This window comes from Candidatus Symbiopectobacterium sp. 'North America' (assembly GCF_015762685.1).
Taxonomy (GTDB): domain Bacteria; phylum Pseudomonadota; class Gammaproteobacteria; order Enterobacterales; family Enterobacteriaceae; genus Symbiopectobacterium.
On sequence record NZ_PEHF01000017.1, the window covers coordinates 40,885 to 56,514 of the forward strand.

Here is a 15,630-nt window from a genome sequence, read left to right on the forward strand (position 1 = left end):
GCGCGCAGTGTGCGAGAAGATGATATACTCCGCGCCCTGGATGCTATTGATAAAATCACCCCATGGAACGAGTTTACCGATAACGTGAATGTAGCACTCGGGTTAACACATACGCCTATTTGACCAAGTAACGACAGCCATCATGAAGTTTATCATTAAATTGTTCCCGGAAATCACCATCAAGAGTCAATCTGTGCGGTTGCGCTTTATTAAGATACTTACCGGTAACATTCGTAACGTGCTTAAGCAGTATGACGACCAACTGGCCGTCGTCCGTCATTGGGATCATATCGAAGTCCGCGCTAAAGAGGAAAGCCAACGCGAAGAGATTCGCGATGCGTTAACCCATATTCCCGGCATTCATCATATTCTGGACGTTGAAGACCACGCTTACACCGACGTGCACGACATTTTTGAACAAACGTTGGCGCTGTATCGTCCGCAGTTGGAAGGGAAAAGCTTCTGTGTACGCGTGAAACGGCGCGGCAAGCACGACTTCTCATCGCAGGATGTGGAACGTTATGTGGGCGGTGGACTTAATCAGCACATCGACAGTGCGCACGTTAACCTTACCACGCCGCAGGTCACGGTTCATCTGGAGATTGAACAAGATCTTTTGCTGCTGATTAAAGGGCGTTATGAAGGCATCGGTGGTTTCCCTATCGGTACGCAAGAAGATGTACTGTCACTGATTTCCGGCGGGTTCGATTCTGGCGTGTCCAGCTATATGCTCATCCGCCGTGGCTGTCGCGTGCACTACTGCTTTTTCAATCTGGGCGGCGCAGTGCATGAAATTGGTGTTAAACAGGTCGCACACTATTTGTGGAAACGCTTTGGCAGTTCGCATCGAGTGCGCTTTGTTGCTATCGATTTTGAACCCGTGGTGGGCGAGATCCTGGAAAAAGTGGATGACGGCCAGATGGGCGTGGTGCTTAAACGCATGATGGTGCGTGCCGCATCGCGCATTGTGGAGCGTTATGGCGTTCAGGCGTTGGTAACCGGGGAAGCGTTAGGGCAGGTTTCCAGCCAAACGTTGACCAACCTGCGTCTCATCGATAATGCCTCGGATACGCTGATTCTGCGCCCGCTGATTTCACACGATAAAGAGCACATCATCAAGCTGGCGCGCCATTTAGGCACGGAAGATTTTGCCAAAACCATGCCTGAGTATTGCGGGGTCATTTCCAAAAGCCCAACAGTAAAAGCGGTCAAATCCAAAATCGAAGAGGAAGAAGGTAAGTTCGATTTTGAGATTCTGGACCGGGTGGTCTTTGAAGCGCGCAATATAGATATCCGCGATATCGCCACCCAGACCTCGCAAGAGATAACGGAAGTTGAAACCGTGGCATCGCTTTCTGCTGACGATATTCTGCTGGATATTCGCTCGGTGGATGAGCAAGACGATCGTCCGCTTGCGCTCACCGGTGTTGAAATCAAATCGCTGCCGTTCTACAAGCTCAGCACCCAGTTTGGCGATCTTGATCAGGGTAAGACCTATCTGCTGTACTGTGAACGCGGTGTGATGAGCCGTTTGCAGGCGCTGTATCTGCGTGAGCAGGGGTTCACTAACGTGAAGGTCTATCGGCCTTAATCTCTGTGCATCATCCTCCGCGTGTGCGGAGGATGAATGACTCATTGGCTTTCTTACAACCGTTTTACTGCATCGCGATAGGCGACAGAACGCTCCCGCTTTCCGATCGCGACCACATACACAGTGACAACATCGTCCTTGACCTGATAAATCATTCTGTAGCTTGAACTGAGTAGTTTTATTTTATAACAGTTGGGCAGTTCTCTTAATCTGTTTGATGCTACGTGTGGATTCTGAAGAATCTCAGCCAGTTTCTTTTTGAATTGTTCTCTGACGTTTGAACCTAACTTTCGCCATTCTCTGAGTGCATTAGCATCAAAATCCAAAGAGTAAGTCATTAAAATTTCCTTTTAAATGACGTTATCTATCAATCTATTTCCTGCTTATAAGTCTTCAAGCGTCACTCTTACAGGCTGAGGGTTTTTCAGCCGTTGACGAGCAACTTCAATCAATGCAGCATCTTCATCGCTTAGCAGAACCTGGCGGAAGGGTAGTCGCTCGTTGGTGGCAACGTATTCCAGCGTTTGACGCAGTAGCTCAGATGGCGTCATCCCCAGTTTTTCCAAGACACTAAAGGACCGTGCTTTAAGCTCGTCATCGATACGAATATTCAAGTGTCCCATGATGTCTCCTTTTAGCATGATAGCATGCCATTACTAGTATAATTACTTTTGTGATGGCATTATGGCAAATTCTCTTCAGGTCATCAACCCTGATAACCTGATGGGGCATAGGCATCACTCCCGATAATCATAAATGCCCGGTGGCAGCACCAACTGCGCTGCCACCTCTGCCGCTTTGGCACGCCCGGACAGTAAGTCAATCAGCTTCAAGGCGAAATCCATGCTGGTGCCGGGGCCCTGGCTGGTCAGCAGATTAACGCGTGGATCGAATACCACGCGCTTATCCATCCATTTTTCTGGCGCGATTTTTTCTTTTAGCGTGGGGTATCCAGTCATGTTGCCGACTGGAAACAGCTGGTGGTGTTCCAGCACCAGTGCAGGAACGGCACAGATGTCGGCCACGATTTTCCCTTCCTGATGCTTTTGGCGAATACATTCCACCAGTAACGGGCTGTCGCGAAAGCATTCTGCCCCTTTGACACCGCCCGGTAACACGATGGCGTCGAACGGGTTATCTGCAACAGAAACCAGCGGTGCATCCGCAACTAATCTTGCGCCACGCGAGCAGGTTACTGTTGTTGCGCCGTCGCTGGCGACGCTGGCTACCGTGACTGCAATACCGGCGCGTACCAGCAGGTCGAACGTGGTGACGGCCTCGGTTTCTTCGCTACCAGGAGCCAGACAGATGAGTACCGATGCGGTCATATTCGCTTTCCTTTAGCTTAATCATTTCAAATAAACGGCTGTTTTCCGGCAGCGTTAACCCGTGGGCACGGGCCCGTTGCAGCAGATAGCCGGTAATATAGTCAATCTCGGTATGACGCTGGGCACGGATATCTTGCAGCATGGAGGAGGTGTTTTTTGCGGTATTCTGAATCAATTGCTCCACGTACAGTTTCACCTGCTCCAGCGAATCGGGGTGGCCTTCACGCTCCATGACGCGCACGATCTCCTGACACAGCAGATCTATTTGCTCGGGATAAGCGCTTAACGCCCCATTTTTACAGTTATAGAGCACGGTTAACGGATTGATTACACAGTTTGCTGCCAGCTTACGCCAGCACGTCACGGCAATATTATTGTACCAGGCGACATCCGGCAGCGCCTGATGCAGCAATGCAGCCAGCGCAGAGTGCGTATCGCTGTGAGGAACCGCGCCACGGCTGTTGCCGCTGGTAATGGCACCAATGTGCGTGGTTCCTCCGGCAACGTGCACCACCAGCGTCGCATCGCGTCGTGCGGCGTGACGCCTTGTAACAACGGTTGGGTCAATACCGGCAACTCTTCCCGGGTGCCCATGCCATTGTGCAACAACAAAATGGTACAGTCGGGGGTGATAGTTGGTAATAAGGCGCTGACGGCATCGGAAACCTGCCAGGCTTTAAGGGTTACCAACAGCAGTTTGCTCTGCATCAGGTGCTCGGGATCGTTTGTCGGCAGCATCAGATTGCACAGTTTTCCGTCCAGCATTTGTACGTTTACAGCACAGTACGGAGCGGGGAAACGCATCCATCCCTGAACGTCGTGGCCTTGCTGATGTAATGCGGCAAGCCAAAGCTGACCCAGTGCGCCGCAACCCAGCACGGTAATTTTCATCTGAGGTTTCCTTTATCGATGCGCGTGGCACGCAGTGTGACGGCGGCGGTTATCTTTTGGTTGATTCATTCTGCCTGACAACTACGTATTATGGCGCGTGAGAAAGGGACTGCAAGCGCCAAGGCAGGCGGATGTTGTTTCTCTGCGGGGAACAGGTATCATGCATGCCACATAACCCTATTCCTACTCATAAATCAGGGAGAATTGATTATGCCATCTTTCGATATTGTATCCGAAATCGATATGCAGGAAATCCGCAACGCGGTTGAGAATGCGTCACGTGAACTGACTAATCGCTGGGATTTTCGTAACGTACCGGCGAGCTTTGAGCTGAATGAGAAAAACGAACAGATCAAAGTGGCCAGCGAGTCAGATTTTCAGGTACAGCAACTGGTTGATATTCTGCGCGAAAAACTGGTGAAACGCGGTATCGAAGCAGGCGCGTTGGAGGTTCCAGAAGAGATGGAACACAGCGGCAAGACGTACAGCGTTAACGCCAAACTGAAGCAGGGTATTGAGCCTGAACAGGCGAAAAAAATCGTCAAGCTGATCAAAGACAGTAAGATGAAAGTGCAAACGCAGATTCAGGGTGAGCAACTGCGCATAACCGGCAAAGCGCGTGACGATTTGCAAAGCGTCATGGTGTTGATTCGCGGAGCCAATCTAGGGCAACCCTTCCAGTTCACCAATTTCCGCGATTAATCGCAAAGGGCCAGCGATGCTGGCCCGATGTGACTCACGCTTGCCCGATCAGCGCTTCGAGCTGTTGACGGTTGGTCTTCTGACGATCGATTTTGACATAGGCGCTGCGCTCTTCCGGTACCACGATGACTTCCGCTACGCCGGGGTGTATGCGTATCTTTTGTGCTAGTGCGGAGTCGTCCAATGCGTCATCGGGTAGTGCAATGCGCAAGCTGCTCAGATAAGGCGGCTCCTTCATGCTGACGCCGATAATCAGCCATAACGCGCAGAGCAGCGCTCCTGCTGCAAACACCCAGGCTGCACCGTGGAATTGAAACAGTGCGCCGCCCATGCTGCCGCCGATAGCAACGCCGATAAATTGGGTGGTGGAGTAGATCCCCATTGCGGTGCCTTTGTAACCCGCCGGTGCCTCTTTACTGATAAGTGAGGGCAGCAGCGCCTCCATAATATTAAACGCCAGAAAAAACAGCTGAATGCCTGCCACAATAGGCCAGAATTGGCTGCCTGCCATCCATAAAACCACCTCTGCGGCTAACAGCACGACGATACAGCCCACAAACACCCGCTTCATCTGCCGTTTCACTTCGGCATAAATGATAAAGGGCAGCACTCAGACAAAGGAAATCAGCATAGTGTACAGATACACCTTCCAGTGTGATTCTGCCGGCAAGCCTGCCTGTTCCAGCACGCGCGGCAGGGCGACAAAACTCGACATCAGCAGGATATGCAGGCACATAATGCCGATATTGAGTTTTACCAGACGGCTGTTACCGACCACTTGGCGAATGCTGCCGCGCACGATGGCGGATTCCAGATTGAGGGCATGGCTAGCGGCATTGGGGATCAGCGTCAGGGTTATCACAATACCGAGCGATGCGAGCAGGGCCATACACCAGAACAAGGACTGTAATGCCCAGGCGTGCGCAACGATCGGTCCAAGCACCATGGCGATGGCAAAGGTCACGCCGAAACTGATGCCGATAAAAGCCATTGCTCTGGTGCGATTTTGTTCGCGAGTGAGATCGGACAGCAGCGCCATAACGGCGGCGGAGATCGCACCTGCTCCTTGTAACGCACGTCCGATAATAATGCCCCAGATCGTGGTACTGAGGGCGGCAATGACGCTGCCGAGCACAAACATCAGCAGGCCGATAACGATGAGCAGTTTACGCCCGACGCGATCGGAAAGTAAACCAAAAGGCACCTGAAACAGCGCTTGCATCAGACCATAGATGCCAATTGCGAGGCCAATCAGCGATTCGCTGGCCCCTTGTAATGCCATGCCGTAGGTTGTTAGCACTGGCAACACCATAAACATGCCGAGCATCCGCAGGGAAAAAACCGCACCTAAGCCCCAGGTTGCGTGCCGTTCGCGCGGCGTCATGATATTGTCTGTGAGGGATGTATCGTTCATGAAAACCTCAAATTCGCGTTGGCGCTATTGTAGTGCCTTACTCATCGGGCAGTAAATGGCAGCATTGTTACTTGATTTGGCGCACGGTCATAAAATGACACAGTAAATGCAGCAAAGGTGGGGAAGGGCGAAAAAAAACAGACGATGGGGATCGTCTGTTTTTTTAACGTGCGAACGGTGAAACGTTAGCGCAGTGCGGTGAGCAGCACATCCTGCATTGGCGTCATTGAGTCGACAGACATCATCACGCTCAACGATGTGATGGCAACGATCGAGAACACAAACAGTTTGCGCGCCCACACTTTGTCATCATTTGGTTTTTTGTAGCCCGACAGTGCCATGCCTAACCACCAGATACTTACAGAGGCTGCTACCACCAGATATTTATACCCTGCATAGCCACCCAGCGACAGCATCAGCGTAGCCACCATAAACGCCACGATATACAGCGTAATATGGTTTTTAGCCACGGAAATGCCTTTCACCACCGGCAGTACTGGAATGTTGGCGGCCTGATAATCCTTGAAACGGAAAATGGCGATAGCGTAGGAGTGCGGCATTTGCCACAGGCTGAAGATCAACATCAGGATCAACGCACCCGCATCGAACTGGTTGCTTACTGCACAATACCCGATCACCGGCGGTGTGGCACCGGACAGGCTGCCGATCAGCGTGCCGTATACCGAGTGGCGTTTCATATACAGACTGTAGACGCCAACGTATACCGCAAAGCCCATTACTGAAAGCCACATGGCTAGCGGGTTTGCCGCCACGTAGAGCAACGCAAAACCGGCAATACCTAACGCAGCCACATAACTCAGTGAAACCTTGACCGAAATCAGCCCCTTCACCATCACTCTGTTTTTGGTTCTCTCCATCTTTTTGTCAATGTCACGGTCGATTACGTTGTTGAAGACGCAACCGGACGCAACCACTAACGACACCCCAAATAGGGTCGCGATAAAGAGGGGGGTAATCAATGCTGCCTTTGGACGCCAGCAGAAATCCCCCGATAACAGAAATCAGGTTGCCAAAAATGATCCCTGGTTTTGTGACTTGTAGGTATTGCTTAATCATCATGTCTGGCTCGATTACGGAATCATCATATTGTGGTGCGTGCTCAGCGTAATCCAGATGGATCCTACTACCACGATGGTGATAATCAGAATGGCGAACACCAACGCTACCACGTTCCAGCGCTGCTCAGAAGAACTGTTCAGGTGCAGGAAGTAGACCAGGTGAACCAGTATCTGTACCACGGCGCAGCCAACCACACCGGCCATAATCACGCTGGGGGAGGCGGCACCCGCCATCACCAGACCAAACGGGATCACAGTCAGAATGACTGACATGGCAAAGCCGACGACATAAGACTGTACGCTACCGTGGCTGGCGCCGTGATCGGTCGTTGAATGACTCATTACATCGCCCCCATCAGATAAACTACGGTAAAGACACAAATCCATACCACGTCAAGGAAGTGCCAGAACAGGCTAAGGCACATCAAACGGGTTTTCACGGTAGGGGTGATGCCCCAGCGTGAGACCTGAATCATCATCACCACCAGCCAGATAAGGCCTGAAGTTACGTGAACGCCGTGGGTGCCGACCAGCGCGAAAAAGGCCGACAGGAACGCGCTGCGATCCGGGCAGTATCCTTCTGCGATCAGGTGATGGAATTCATAGATTTCCATCCCGATAAACACCAGACCAAACAGGAAGGTGATAGTCAGCCAGGTGTTGATGCGTGCCACGTTGCCTTTGTACATGGCAATCATCGCCATGCCGAAGGTGATACTGCTCAACAGCAACGTGAAGGTTTCGACCAGCACAAACTTGAGATCAAACAGCTCTTTTCCGGACGGACCGCCCGCCGTGCCAGTTACCAGCACGGCATAGGTGGCGAACAATGAGCCGAAAATGATCAAATCGCTCATGAGATAAACCCAGAACCCCAGCACCTTGGTGCCGCTGGCGTTGTGGTGCCCATGCTTGGCATGGGCGTCATGAGCAGCGTGATGATGCGTCAGAGTTTCAGTTGTCATGTTTCACACCTGCTTTGCTGATATTGTCGAAGTGCTGGTTTTCAATCTCTTCGATTTGCTTGACCGGAACGTAGTAATCCACATCGCGGTTAAAACTGTGCACAATCCAGGTCACGATCATGCTGACGAAACCGGCAATCGCCATCCACCAGATATGCCAGATCATGGCGAAGCCGAACACCAGACTGAACGCTGAGATAATCACGCCAGCTCCGGTGTTTTTCGGCATATTAATTTCTTCATAGCTGACCGGTTTTTTGTAGGCTTCACCGCGCTCTTTCTGTTCCCAGAAGGCATCGCGTTCCTGAACGTTCGGCACGATGGCGAAGTTATAGAACGGCGGCGGGGAAGAGGTTGCCCACTCCAGCGTGCGGCCACCCCACGGGTCACCGGTCAAATCGCGGTTTTGGTCGCGATCGCGGATACTGACATAGAACTGCATCAATTGGCACAGTACGCCGAGGCCAATCAGTGCAGCACCGACAGAGGCAACGACCAGTAGTGAGTGGAATTGCGGATCGATCTGTTGGCTGAGGCGACGGGTCATGCCCATAAAGCCCAGCACATACAGCGGCATAAAGGCGGTGAAGAAGCCGATAATCCAGAACCAGAACGCGCGTTTGCCCCAGGTTTCGTTCAGCGTGAAGCCAAACGCTTTCGGGAACCAGTAGGTAATACCGGCAAAAATACCAAACACCACGCCACCGATGATGACGTTATGGAAGTGCGCAATCAGGAACAGACTGTTGTGCAGCACAAAGTTGGCACCCGGCACTGCCAGCAGCACCCCCGGTCATCCCACCGATGGTAAAGGTGATGATAAAACCGGTGGTCCACAACATGGCGGGGTTCGGCCCTGATACATGGAGAACAGCCAGTTGAAGATTTTCACCCCGGTCGGGATGGAAATGATCATGGTGGCGATACCAAAGAAGGCGTTAACGTTCGCGCCAGACCCCATGGTGAAGAAGTGATGCAGCCAGACGATAAACGACAGTACGGTAATGGCGATGGTCGCCCACACCAGCGAGGTGTAACCGAACAGACGCTTCTTACAGAAGGTGGCAACCACTTCGGAGTAAACGCCGAAAATGGGCAGAACCAGAATGTACACCTCAGGATGGCCCCAGGCCCAGATGAGGTTGATGTACATCATCATATTGCCGCCCATATCGTTGGTAAAGAAATGGGTGCCCAGATAGCGATCCAGAGTCAGCAAGGCGATGGTTACGGTCAAAATCGGGAAGGCGGCGATGATCAGCACGTTGGTGCACAGTGCCGTCCAGGTAAAGACCGGCATTTTCATCAGCGTCATGCCCGGTGCGCGCATACGGATAATGGTTGCGAAGAAGTTGACGCCAGTCAGCGTAGTACCCAGACCGGAGATCTGTAGACTCCATATCCAGTAATCCACCCCTACGCCAGGACTGTACTCCTTGCCGGAAAGCGGCGGATAGGCCACCCAACCGGTTTGCGCAAATTCACCGATACCCAGCGACATGTTGATCAGGACAACCCCTACCACGAATAGCCAGAAGCTGAGCGAGTTAAGGAAAGGGAAGGCCACGTCGCGTGCGCCGATTTGCAGCGGCACCGCCAGGTTCATCAAACCGACCACAAACGGCGTTGCCACGAAGAAAATCATGATCACGCCGTGCGCGGTAAATATCTGATCGTAGTGGTGGGCATTAAGGAAGCCTGCCTCACCGGCAGACGCCAAGACCTGCTGACCACGCATCATGATGGCATCGGCAAAGCCACGAATCATCATGATAAACGCAACGATCATATACATGATGCCGATGCGTTTATGGTCTACCGAGGTAAACCATTCAGCCCACAGCCACTTCCATTTACCGAAATAAGTGATGGCCGCCAAAAGGGCGAGGCCGCCGACGATGATGCCGGCCACCGTAACCATAATAATGGGTTCATGATACGGAACCGCATCAAGCGTTAGTTTTCCGAACATCGTCTTATCCCTCGGCGCCTTGGTGCGAGGCGTGCTCGCTCATGTTCATATTGTCACCGTGTTGCATGCTGCCTTGCTGCGTTTCGCCTTCAGCGTGGTGATGCGCAGGCGCACCGCCGCTTTGCGTGAATTTGCGAATCAGGTTTTCAAACAGCTCAGGTTGCACGCTGGAGAAGTACTCTACCGGGTGGAATTCGCTGGGTTTGGCCAGAGTATTGAATTCCTCCGTGCTGTTCAGCGTTTTGCTGGAGGTACGCACGGTGGCAACCCACTGGTCGAATTCCTGCTGGCTTGGCGTGGCAATGGCAGTAAATTTCATGCCGGAGAAGCCTTTCCCGCTGTAACCACCAGAAATACCCTCATATTTACCCGGCTCGTTGGCGATAAAGTGCAGTTTAGTTTGCATGCCCGCCATCGCGTAAATCTGCCCACCCAGACGCGGAATGAAGAAAGAGTTCATTACGGTATCGGAGGTGATTTTGAAATTCACCGGCACATTGGTCGGGAACGCTAACTCGTTGACCGTGGCGATACCCAATTCCGGGTAAACAAACAGCCACTTCCAGTCGAGTGAAATCACTTCGACGTTAATCGGCTTGGCCTCGGAGACCAACGGCTTACACGGATCCAGTGAATGGGTGGTTTTCCAGGTAATGGTACCCAGAATAAGAATGATGATGATGGGAACTGTCCATACCACCGCTTCAATCTTGTTGGGGTGTGACCAGTTCGGGGTGTATTTCGCTTTGGTGTTGGAAGCGCGAAACTTCCAGGCAAAAGCGATGGTCATCACTATTACCGGAATAACCACGATCAACATCAACCCGAGTGCCGTCAGAATCAACGACCGTTGCTCCAACTCGACCTGTCCTTTGGGGTTCATCAATGCCATATCACAACCGCTCAGTAGTGCTGCGGCAGCGAATAAAGACAACATCCCAAAAATTTTATTGTATTTCCTGAGTCTCATCTAGCGACCTCAATAACAAGGGCTCTATTGTCATTTCATGCGAGCGGGCATTTTACGGTAAGGTTACTGCACTGTAGACATGATTAAGGTTATGTCAGCGCTTTGTTGCTGATTTTTGCCCTGAATGTCACAATTACCTTGTCGTTAGGAAAAAATTATTAAAAACAGTGAATTAAATTTTATTCCGTAGAGAAGTATGGATGGATAAAAAAAATTACAACCCGCCTGAAGAGGCATTTTCCATCGAACCAACATGATTGCCTCTCACACATTTTCCCAACAATTAAATAGCCAGAAAAAAAGTGAGCCAACGTAAAAAAATAACGTTGGCTGATAGCAGACTAGTGAAAAAAAATAATACGATGCGGTGATAACCACGCAGGTTTATCGCTATTTTCAGGCTTCAGATGACGGTGGGTTACGCAGCGATAAATAGTCGAGCACACTACCAAAAAGCGCCCCCGAAATGACAAAAATACCCTCTAGTATCAGAAGTTTATCATTGATTATTTCAACCGCATTGGCACCCAACGCGTGGGCGATGGTCAAGGTCAGCCAGATGAATAACAGCGCACACCCGGCGGCCAGTAGACGCAGCGCGAAGCGGTAATAGCGGGGATAGGTCATACGTACCATGAATGTGCCGGTACGCTGGGTGTACTCCAGGGTTTGTTTGCATACTAATAGTAGGACTAATCCCGGCACTGAGATTGCAATGGTAAATAAATAGAACCAGGCCCAACCATGGGTCTGTACAAACCAGCCTGCGATCGGGCCAACGTAGACGCGCCCCACGGCAGAAAGTGCGGAAAGCAGTGCAAACTGGGTAGCGGAAAACGACGTGTTGCACAAGGTCATCAGTAACGCCACGAACGCCGCTGTGCCCATCCCGCCGCACAGGTTTTCCAGAAAGATAACCCCTGCCATGCTAACCAGATGTTTGGTCGTGATCGCCAGCAGCCAGTAGCCTGCGTTAGAGACGGCCTGCAAGATGCTGAATAACAGCAGCGCACGGAACAAGGTCATACGTTGCATTAACAACCCGCCGTACAAGGCACCAATAATGGTGGCGAGTAACCCCAACGTTTTGTTGACCAGTCCGACGTCGCCGGCATTGAAACCTACGCCGCGAATCAGGAACGGGGTACTCAGGCTCATCGCAAAGGCGTCGCCCAAACTTATACAGCACGATCAGCAATAAAATCAGCCAGGCGTTATTGCGCGAAAAGAAGTCGCGCAGCGGGGCAAACATTGCCTGCTCAAGGGTGTGCGGTGCTGGAGCATCCAACACCGGTTCAGGCGCGCGCAAGGTAGCGATGATACCCGGCAGCAGCAGTGCCATCAGCACATAGGTGGCGTGCCAGCCGAGATAACGATCGGCCAGCCACAGCGCCAATCCACCAGAAACCAGCATGGCCAGACGGTAACCCAGTACGGAAATGGCCGCACCCGAGCCGCGCTGATCGGCGGGTAGCAGGTCCGTTTTGTAAGCGTCAAAAACGATATCCTGCGAGGCGGAAAAAAATGCCACCAAAACCGCAATCGCGGCTAACCACCACAGATGCTTGCCGGGGTCCAGCAGCGCCATTGAGGCAATCAACCCAATCAGCAACACTTGACAGACCAGCAGCCAGCCGCGGCGGCCGAGGAAGGGTGGGGTGTAACGGTCCATCATCGGTGCTCACATAAACTTGAAAACATAGGCTTGCCCCACCAGGGAGAAGAAACCGATGGTTTTCAAATTGACGTTAGCGACCGTCATCCATGCCTGCAACGTACCTGAGGTCAGCGCCAGCGGTAGTCCAGACGCAAAACCCAGTAGCAGTAGCGACAGCGAATACGGCTGACGAACAATGGTAAAAAAGCGATGTAGCATGGCAGATCCTTTCCTCTATCCCACAGAGCAGGATAGAGGAAAACAGCGTGGGAATTATCGGGTGTTAGCCTTAATGAAGCTGCTGACAATGGTGTCTTGTGCCATATCATTGATGACATTGCTCAATACCGTATTGACAGCGTTGGTGATTTTTTCGTTGGTCGCGGTCAAGGCGCCCTGAACGTTATAGGTTGAGCGGTAATTTTTGACCTGCTTGTTGCCATTGGCCGCCAGAGAGATGATCGAAATATCTGCACGTGCGGTGATATTATGACGCAGGTTGCCTTCTGAAACATCAGCATACAGCTGGTTCACCACGATTTGCAGCGCAACCGGGCCACCGGTTCCTATCATGTAACCGCGTGCAGACATCTGTTTTTCCAGCGCTTCTTGCAACAGGAAACGCAGGTCGCGTGAAGGGGTCAAAACGATCAGTTGCCCGTCGCGGTTGATTTTGGCCAATGCCTGATCGGCACGCTGATCGGCCCCGTTGATGCTGACAGTGACGCCCATCAGGGTTGGGTCTTGCGCTGGCACGTTAATTTTAGGAGAGACATCAAGCGTATTGCTTTGATTGGCGCATCCGGCGAGCATCAGCACGGCCAATACGGGAAAAAACAGTTTTTTTAACATTGTGCATTTTCTCAGTAATGATTAGGGTGGTTCGCTGGTAAAAAATTCCCGTTATCATACCATTGCCGGCAGCGGGTGAAAGGACGAATTCAGGGGAAATACTCTGGAAATGGCCATTTTTTCGGCGCGATGGGGTGAGATTTCGCGATCGCCGGATTGACCGATAGTGTGTTCACCTCATTTTGCTGCCATTGGAATATACTGTCTGGCAAGATCAACAAGCAACAAGGGACTATTTCATGCATGCCACCATTGAGGCGAAATTGCGCGCTGCTTTCGCCCCCACGCATCTGGATGTAATCAATGAAAGTTATCAACATCGCGTGCCTGCGCGCTCGCAAAGCCATTTTAAGGTGGTACTGGTGAGTGAAACCTTTACCGGACAGCGCACCATTGGCCGTCATCGCTCGGTTTATGCCACGCTGGCGACGGAATTGGAAAATGGCCTGCAGGCGCTGGCGCTGCATACTTACACGCCGCAAGAGTGGTCCGATGCGCAGGGCCAGGCCCCGAAATCACCTGCCTGTGGTGGTGCTGGTATTAACGCCTGATTGATGCCAACGACGCATAAAAAGAGACGCATAAGAGGTGACCGGCATCAAAGCGCGCTTATCTTGTCATAATAGTCTGCGCGCTTTTCTCGACTCACTCCCTCTATGCCGCTATAATGCCGCGTCTTATTTTCCGGAAATGTCATCGGGACGCTTCTGACGACAAGGAACAGGGTTCAGATACCAGCTGTTGCTGTCCCGGTTCTGTGGGGTTATATGTCCAAACCGACACCCATGCGTATATGGTTTTGGAGCTGACCGAGCACTGTGATTTTTTGAGGTAACAAGATGCAAGTTTCAGTTGAAACCACCCAAGGCCTTGGTCGCCGCGTAACAATTACCGTCACTGCTGATAGCATTGAAGAAGCGGTAAAAAAAGAGCTGGTTAACGTTGCTAAAAAAGCGCGCGTTGACGGTTTTCGTAAAGGCAAAGTGCCGATGAACGTTATCGCTCAACGTTATGGCGCTTCCGTGCGTCAAGACGTGTTGGGCGATCTGATGCAGCGTCATTTCGTTGACGCCATCATTAAAGAAAAAATCAATCCCGTTGGTGCACCGAACTATGTGCCGGGCGAATACAAGCTGAATGCCGATTTCACCTACGCGGTAGAGCTTGAAGTCTATCCGGAAGTAGAGCTGAAAGGCCTGGACACCATCGAAGTTGAAAAACCGCTGGTTGACGTGGTTGATGCTGACGTTGATGCCATGCTGGAAACGCTGCGTAAGCAACAAGCGACCTGGAAAGATACCGATGCTGCCGTTGGCGCAGAAGATCGCGTAACCGTGGACTTTACCGGCACTATCGACGGCGAAGTGTTTGACGGCGGTAAAGCGTCTGATTTCGTTCTGGCTATGGGCCAGGGCCGCATGATCCCAGACGTTGAAGAAGGTCTGGTAGGTCACAAAGCCGGTGAAGAGTTCACTATCGATGTGACCTTCCCAGAGGACTACCACGCTGAAAACCTGAAAGGGAAAGCAGCGCAGTTCGCTATCGTCCTGAAGAAAGTGGAAGAGCGTGAACTGCCGGAGCTGACCGCGGTATTTATCGCACGTTTCGGCGTGGCGGATGGTTCTGTTGAGGGTCTGCGCGCTGAAGTGCGTAAAAACATGGAGCGTGAGCTGAAAGGCGCAGTGCGTAACCGTATCAAGTCTCAGGTGATCGACGGTCTGGTGAAAGCCAATGACATCGACGTTCCTGCTGCGCTGATCGACGGGGAAATTGACGTTCTGCGTCAACAAGCGGCACAACGCTTTGGTGGCAACGCCAAGCAAGCGGCTGAACTGCCGCGTGAACTGTTTGAAGAGCAAGCTAAACGTCGTGTTGTCGTGGGTCTGCTGCTGGGCGAAGTGATCAGCACCAACGAACTGAAAGCGGACGATGATCGCGTTAACGCGCTGATCGAAGAGATAGCTTCTGCCTACGAAGATCCGCAGGAAGTGGTTGCTTACTACAGCAAAAACAAAGAGCTGATGAACAACATGCGCAACGTTGCTCTGGAAGAGCAAGCAGTTGAAGTGGTGTTGTCTAAGGCGAAAGTGGTCGAGAAAGCCGGCAGCTTCAACGATCTGATGAACCAGCCTGCTACGGCGTAATTCGCTGTCTGGCTTCGGTCGGTTATCTTTGCCAAAAAAAGCCCGCGCCTCTGGCGTGGGCTTTT

11 protein-coding genes and 5 pseudogenes are annotated in these 15,630 nt (G+C 51.9%); 4 read left to right on the forward strand and 12 right to left on the reverse strand.

Features of this window, described 5'->3' with window-relative positions:
* Positions 1-142: 142 nt before the first annotated feature.
* Positions 143-1,591 carry a tRNA uracil 4-sulfurtransferase ThiI gene (gene thiI / locus CS369_RS03750; protein WP_196906039.1) on the forward strand — a complete coding sequence of 483 codons (1,449 nt, stop codon included), beginning with the start codon at positions 143-145 and terminating at the stop codon, positions 1,589-1,591.
* A 53-nt stretch (positions 1,592-1,644) separates the two neighbouring features.
* On the opposite strand, the gene CS369_RS03755 is transcribed toward thiI, so the two are convergent.
* The 4 genes and pseudogenes from CS369_RS03755 to panE all read right to left on the reverse strand — a co-directional run bounded on the left by CS369_RS03755 (position 1,645) and on the right by panE (position 3,810).
* Positions 1,645-1,929, reverse strand: coding sequence for a type II toxin-antitoxin system RelE/ParE family toxin (locus CS369_RS03755; protein WP_196906040.1), 285 nt, complete (start codon positions 1,927-1,929; stop codon positions 1,645-1,647).
* A 45-nt stretch (positions 1,930-1,974) separates the two neighbouring features.
* Entirely contained in the window at positions 1,975-2,214 is a 240-nt protein-coding gene (locus CS369_RS03760; RefSeq protein WP_196906042.1) for a type II toxin-antitoxin system RelB/DinJ family antitoxin, read from the reverse strand.
* Positions 2,215-2,328: 114 nt separating this feature from the next.
* Entirely contained in the window at positions 2,329-2,919 is a 591-nt protein-coding gene (gene yajL, locus CS369_RS03765) for a protein deglycase YajL (RefSeq protein ID WP_196906044.1), read from the reverse strand.
* Positions 2,882-3,810, reverse strand: a pseudogene (panE, locus tag CS369_RS03770) (2-dehydropantoate 2-reductase). The gene yajL and the pseudogene panE overlap by 38 nt, the downstream one beginning before the upstream one ends.
* Positions 3,811-4,020: 210 nt before the next feature.
* Here panE and CS369_RS03775 point away from each other — a divergent pair.
* Complete coding sequence (locus CS369_RS03775) at positions 4,021-4,512, forward strand: YajQ family cyclic di-GMP-binding protein (protein WP_196906045.1); 492 nt, start codon at positions 4,021-4,023, stop codon at positions 4,510-4,512.
* A gap of 34 nt (positions 4,513-4,546) precedes the next feature.
* Here the strand turns inward: CS369_RS03775 and CS369_RS03780 are convergent.
* The 8 genes and pseudogenes from CS369_RS03780 to CS369_RS03815 all read right to left on the reverse strand — a co-directional run bounded on the left by CS369_RS03780 (position 4,547) and on the right by CS369_RS03815 (position 13,421).
* Positions 4,547-5,926: pseudogene (locus tag CS369_RS03780) on the reverse strand (MFS transporter).
* 185 nt (positions 5,927-6,111) lie between these two features.
* Positions 6,112-7,006: pseudogene (gene cyoE, locus CS369_RS03785) on the reverse strand (heme o synthase).
* An 11-nt stretch (positions 7,007-7,017) separates the two neighbouring features.
* Positions 7,018-7,347: a cytochrome o ubiquinol oxidase subunit IV gene (locus tag CS369_RS03790; RefSeq protein ID WP_196906046.1), complete on the reverse strand. Its 330-nt coding sequence runs from the start codon at positions 7,345-7,347 to the stop codon at positions 7,018-7,020.
* The gene (locus CS369_RS03795) at positions 7,347-7,970 is read right to left on the reverse strand and encodes a cytochrome o ubiquinol oxidase subunit III (protein WP_196906047.1); all 624 of its coding nucleotides are present in this window, start codon (positions 7,968-7,970) and stop codon (positions 7,347-7,349) included. The genes CS369_RS03790 and CS369_RS03795 overlap by 1 nt, the downstream gene beginning before the upstream one ends.
* Positions 7,960-9,942: pseudogene (gene cyoB / locus CS369_RS03800) on the reverse strand (cytochrome o ubiquinol oxidase subunit I). The gene CS369_RS03795 and the pseudogene cyoB overlap by 11 nt, the downstream one beginning before the upstream one ends.
* 4 nt (positions 9,943-9,946) lie before the next feature.
* Positions 9,947-10,912, reverse strand: coding sequence for a cytochrome o ubiquinol oxidase subunit II (gene cyoA, locus CS369_RS03805; RefSeq protein WP_196906049.1), 966 nt, complete (start codon positions 10,910-10,912; stop codon positions 9,947-9,949).
* A gap of 396 nt (positions 10,913-11,308) precedes the next feature.
* Positions 11,309-12,788 (reverse strand): annotated as a pseudogene (ampG, locus tag CS369_RS03810) (muropeptide MFS transporter AmpG).
* A 54-nt stretch (positions 12,789-12,842) separates the two neighbouring features.
* Positions 12,843-13,421 carry a lipoprotein gene (locus CS369_RS03815; protein ID WP_196906050.1) on the reverse strand — a complete coding sequence of 193 codons (579 nt, stop codon included), beginning with the start codon at positions 13,419-13,421 and terminating at the stop codon, positions 12,843-12,845.
* A 239-nt stretch (positions 13,422-13,660) separates the two neighbouring features.
* Here CS369_RS03815 and bolA point away from each other — a divergent pair, with 239 nt between their 5' ends.
* Positions 13,661-13,972, forward strand: a complete 312-nt coding sequence (gene bolA / locus CS369_RS03820; protein WP_196906052.1) for a transcriptional regulator BolA — start codon at positions 13,661-13,663, stop codon at positions 13,970-13,972.
* 288 nt (positions 13,973-14,260) lie between these two features.
* The gene (gene tig / locus CS369_RS03825) at positions 14,261-15,565 is read left to right on the forward strand and encodes a trigger factor (protein WP_196906054.1); all 1,305 of its coding nucleotides are present in this window, start codon (positions 14,261-14,263) and stop codon (positions 15,563-15,565) included.
* Positions 15,566-15,630 lie beyond the last annotated feature (65 nt).

Excerpts from the sequence above, each read along its gene's own strand:
- CS369_RS03775 (WP_196906045.1), top strand. The coding sequence starts at position 4,021 with ATGCCATCTTTCGATATTGTATCCGAAATCGATATGCAGGAAATCCGC.
- CS369_RS03815 (WP_196906050.1), bottom strand. The coding sequence starts at position 13,421 with ATGTTAAAAAAACTGTTTTTTCCCGTATTGGCCGTGCTGATGCTCGCC.
- yajL (WP_196906044.1), bottom strand. The coding sequence starts at position 2,919 with ATGACCGCATCGGTACTCATCTGTCTGGCTCCTGGTAGCGAAGAAACC.
- tig (WP_196906054.1), top strand. The coding sequence starts at position 14,261 with ATGCAAGTTTCAGTTGAAACCACCCAAGGCCTTGGTCGCCGCGTAACA.
- cyoA (WP_196906049.1), bottom strand. The coding sequence starts at position 10,912 with ATGAGACTCAGGAAATACAATAAAATTTTTGGGATGTTGTCTTTATTC.
- CS369_RS03760 (WP_196906042.1), bottom strand. The coding sequence starts at position 2,214 with ATGGGACACTTGAATATTCGTATCGATGACGAGCTTAAAGCACGGTCC.
- thiI (WP_196906039.1), top strand. The coding sequence starts at position 143 with ATGAAGTTTATCATTAAATTGTTCCCGGAAATCACCATCAAGAGTCAA.
- CS369_RS03755 (WP_196906040.1), bottom strand. The coding sequence starts at position 1,929 with ATGACTTACTCTTTGGATTTTGATGCTAATGCACTCAGAGAATGGCGA.
- bolA (WP_196906052.1), top strand. The coding sequence starts at position 13,661 with ATGCATGCCACCATTGAGGCGAAATTGCGCGCTGCTTTCGCCCCCACG.
- CS369_RS03790 (WP_196906046.1), bottom strand. The coding sequence starts at position 7,347 with ATGAGTCATTCAACGACCGATCACGGCGCCAGCCACGGTAGCGTACAG.
- CS369_RS03795 (WP_196906047.1), bottom strand. The coding sequence starts at position 7,970 with ATGACAACTGAAACTCTGACGCATCATCACGCTGCTCATGACGCCCAT.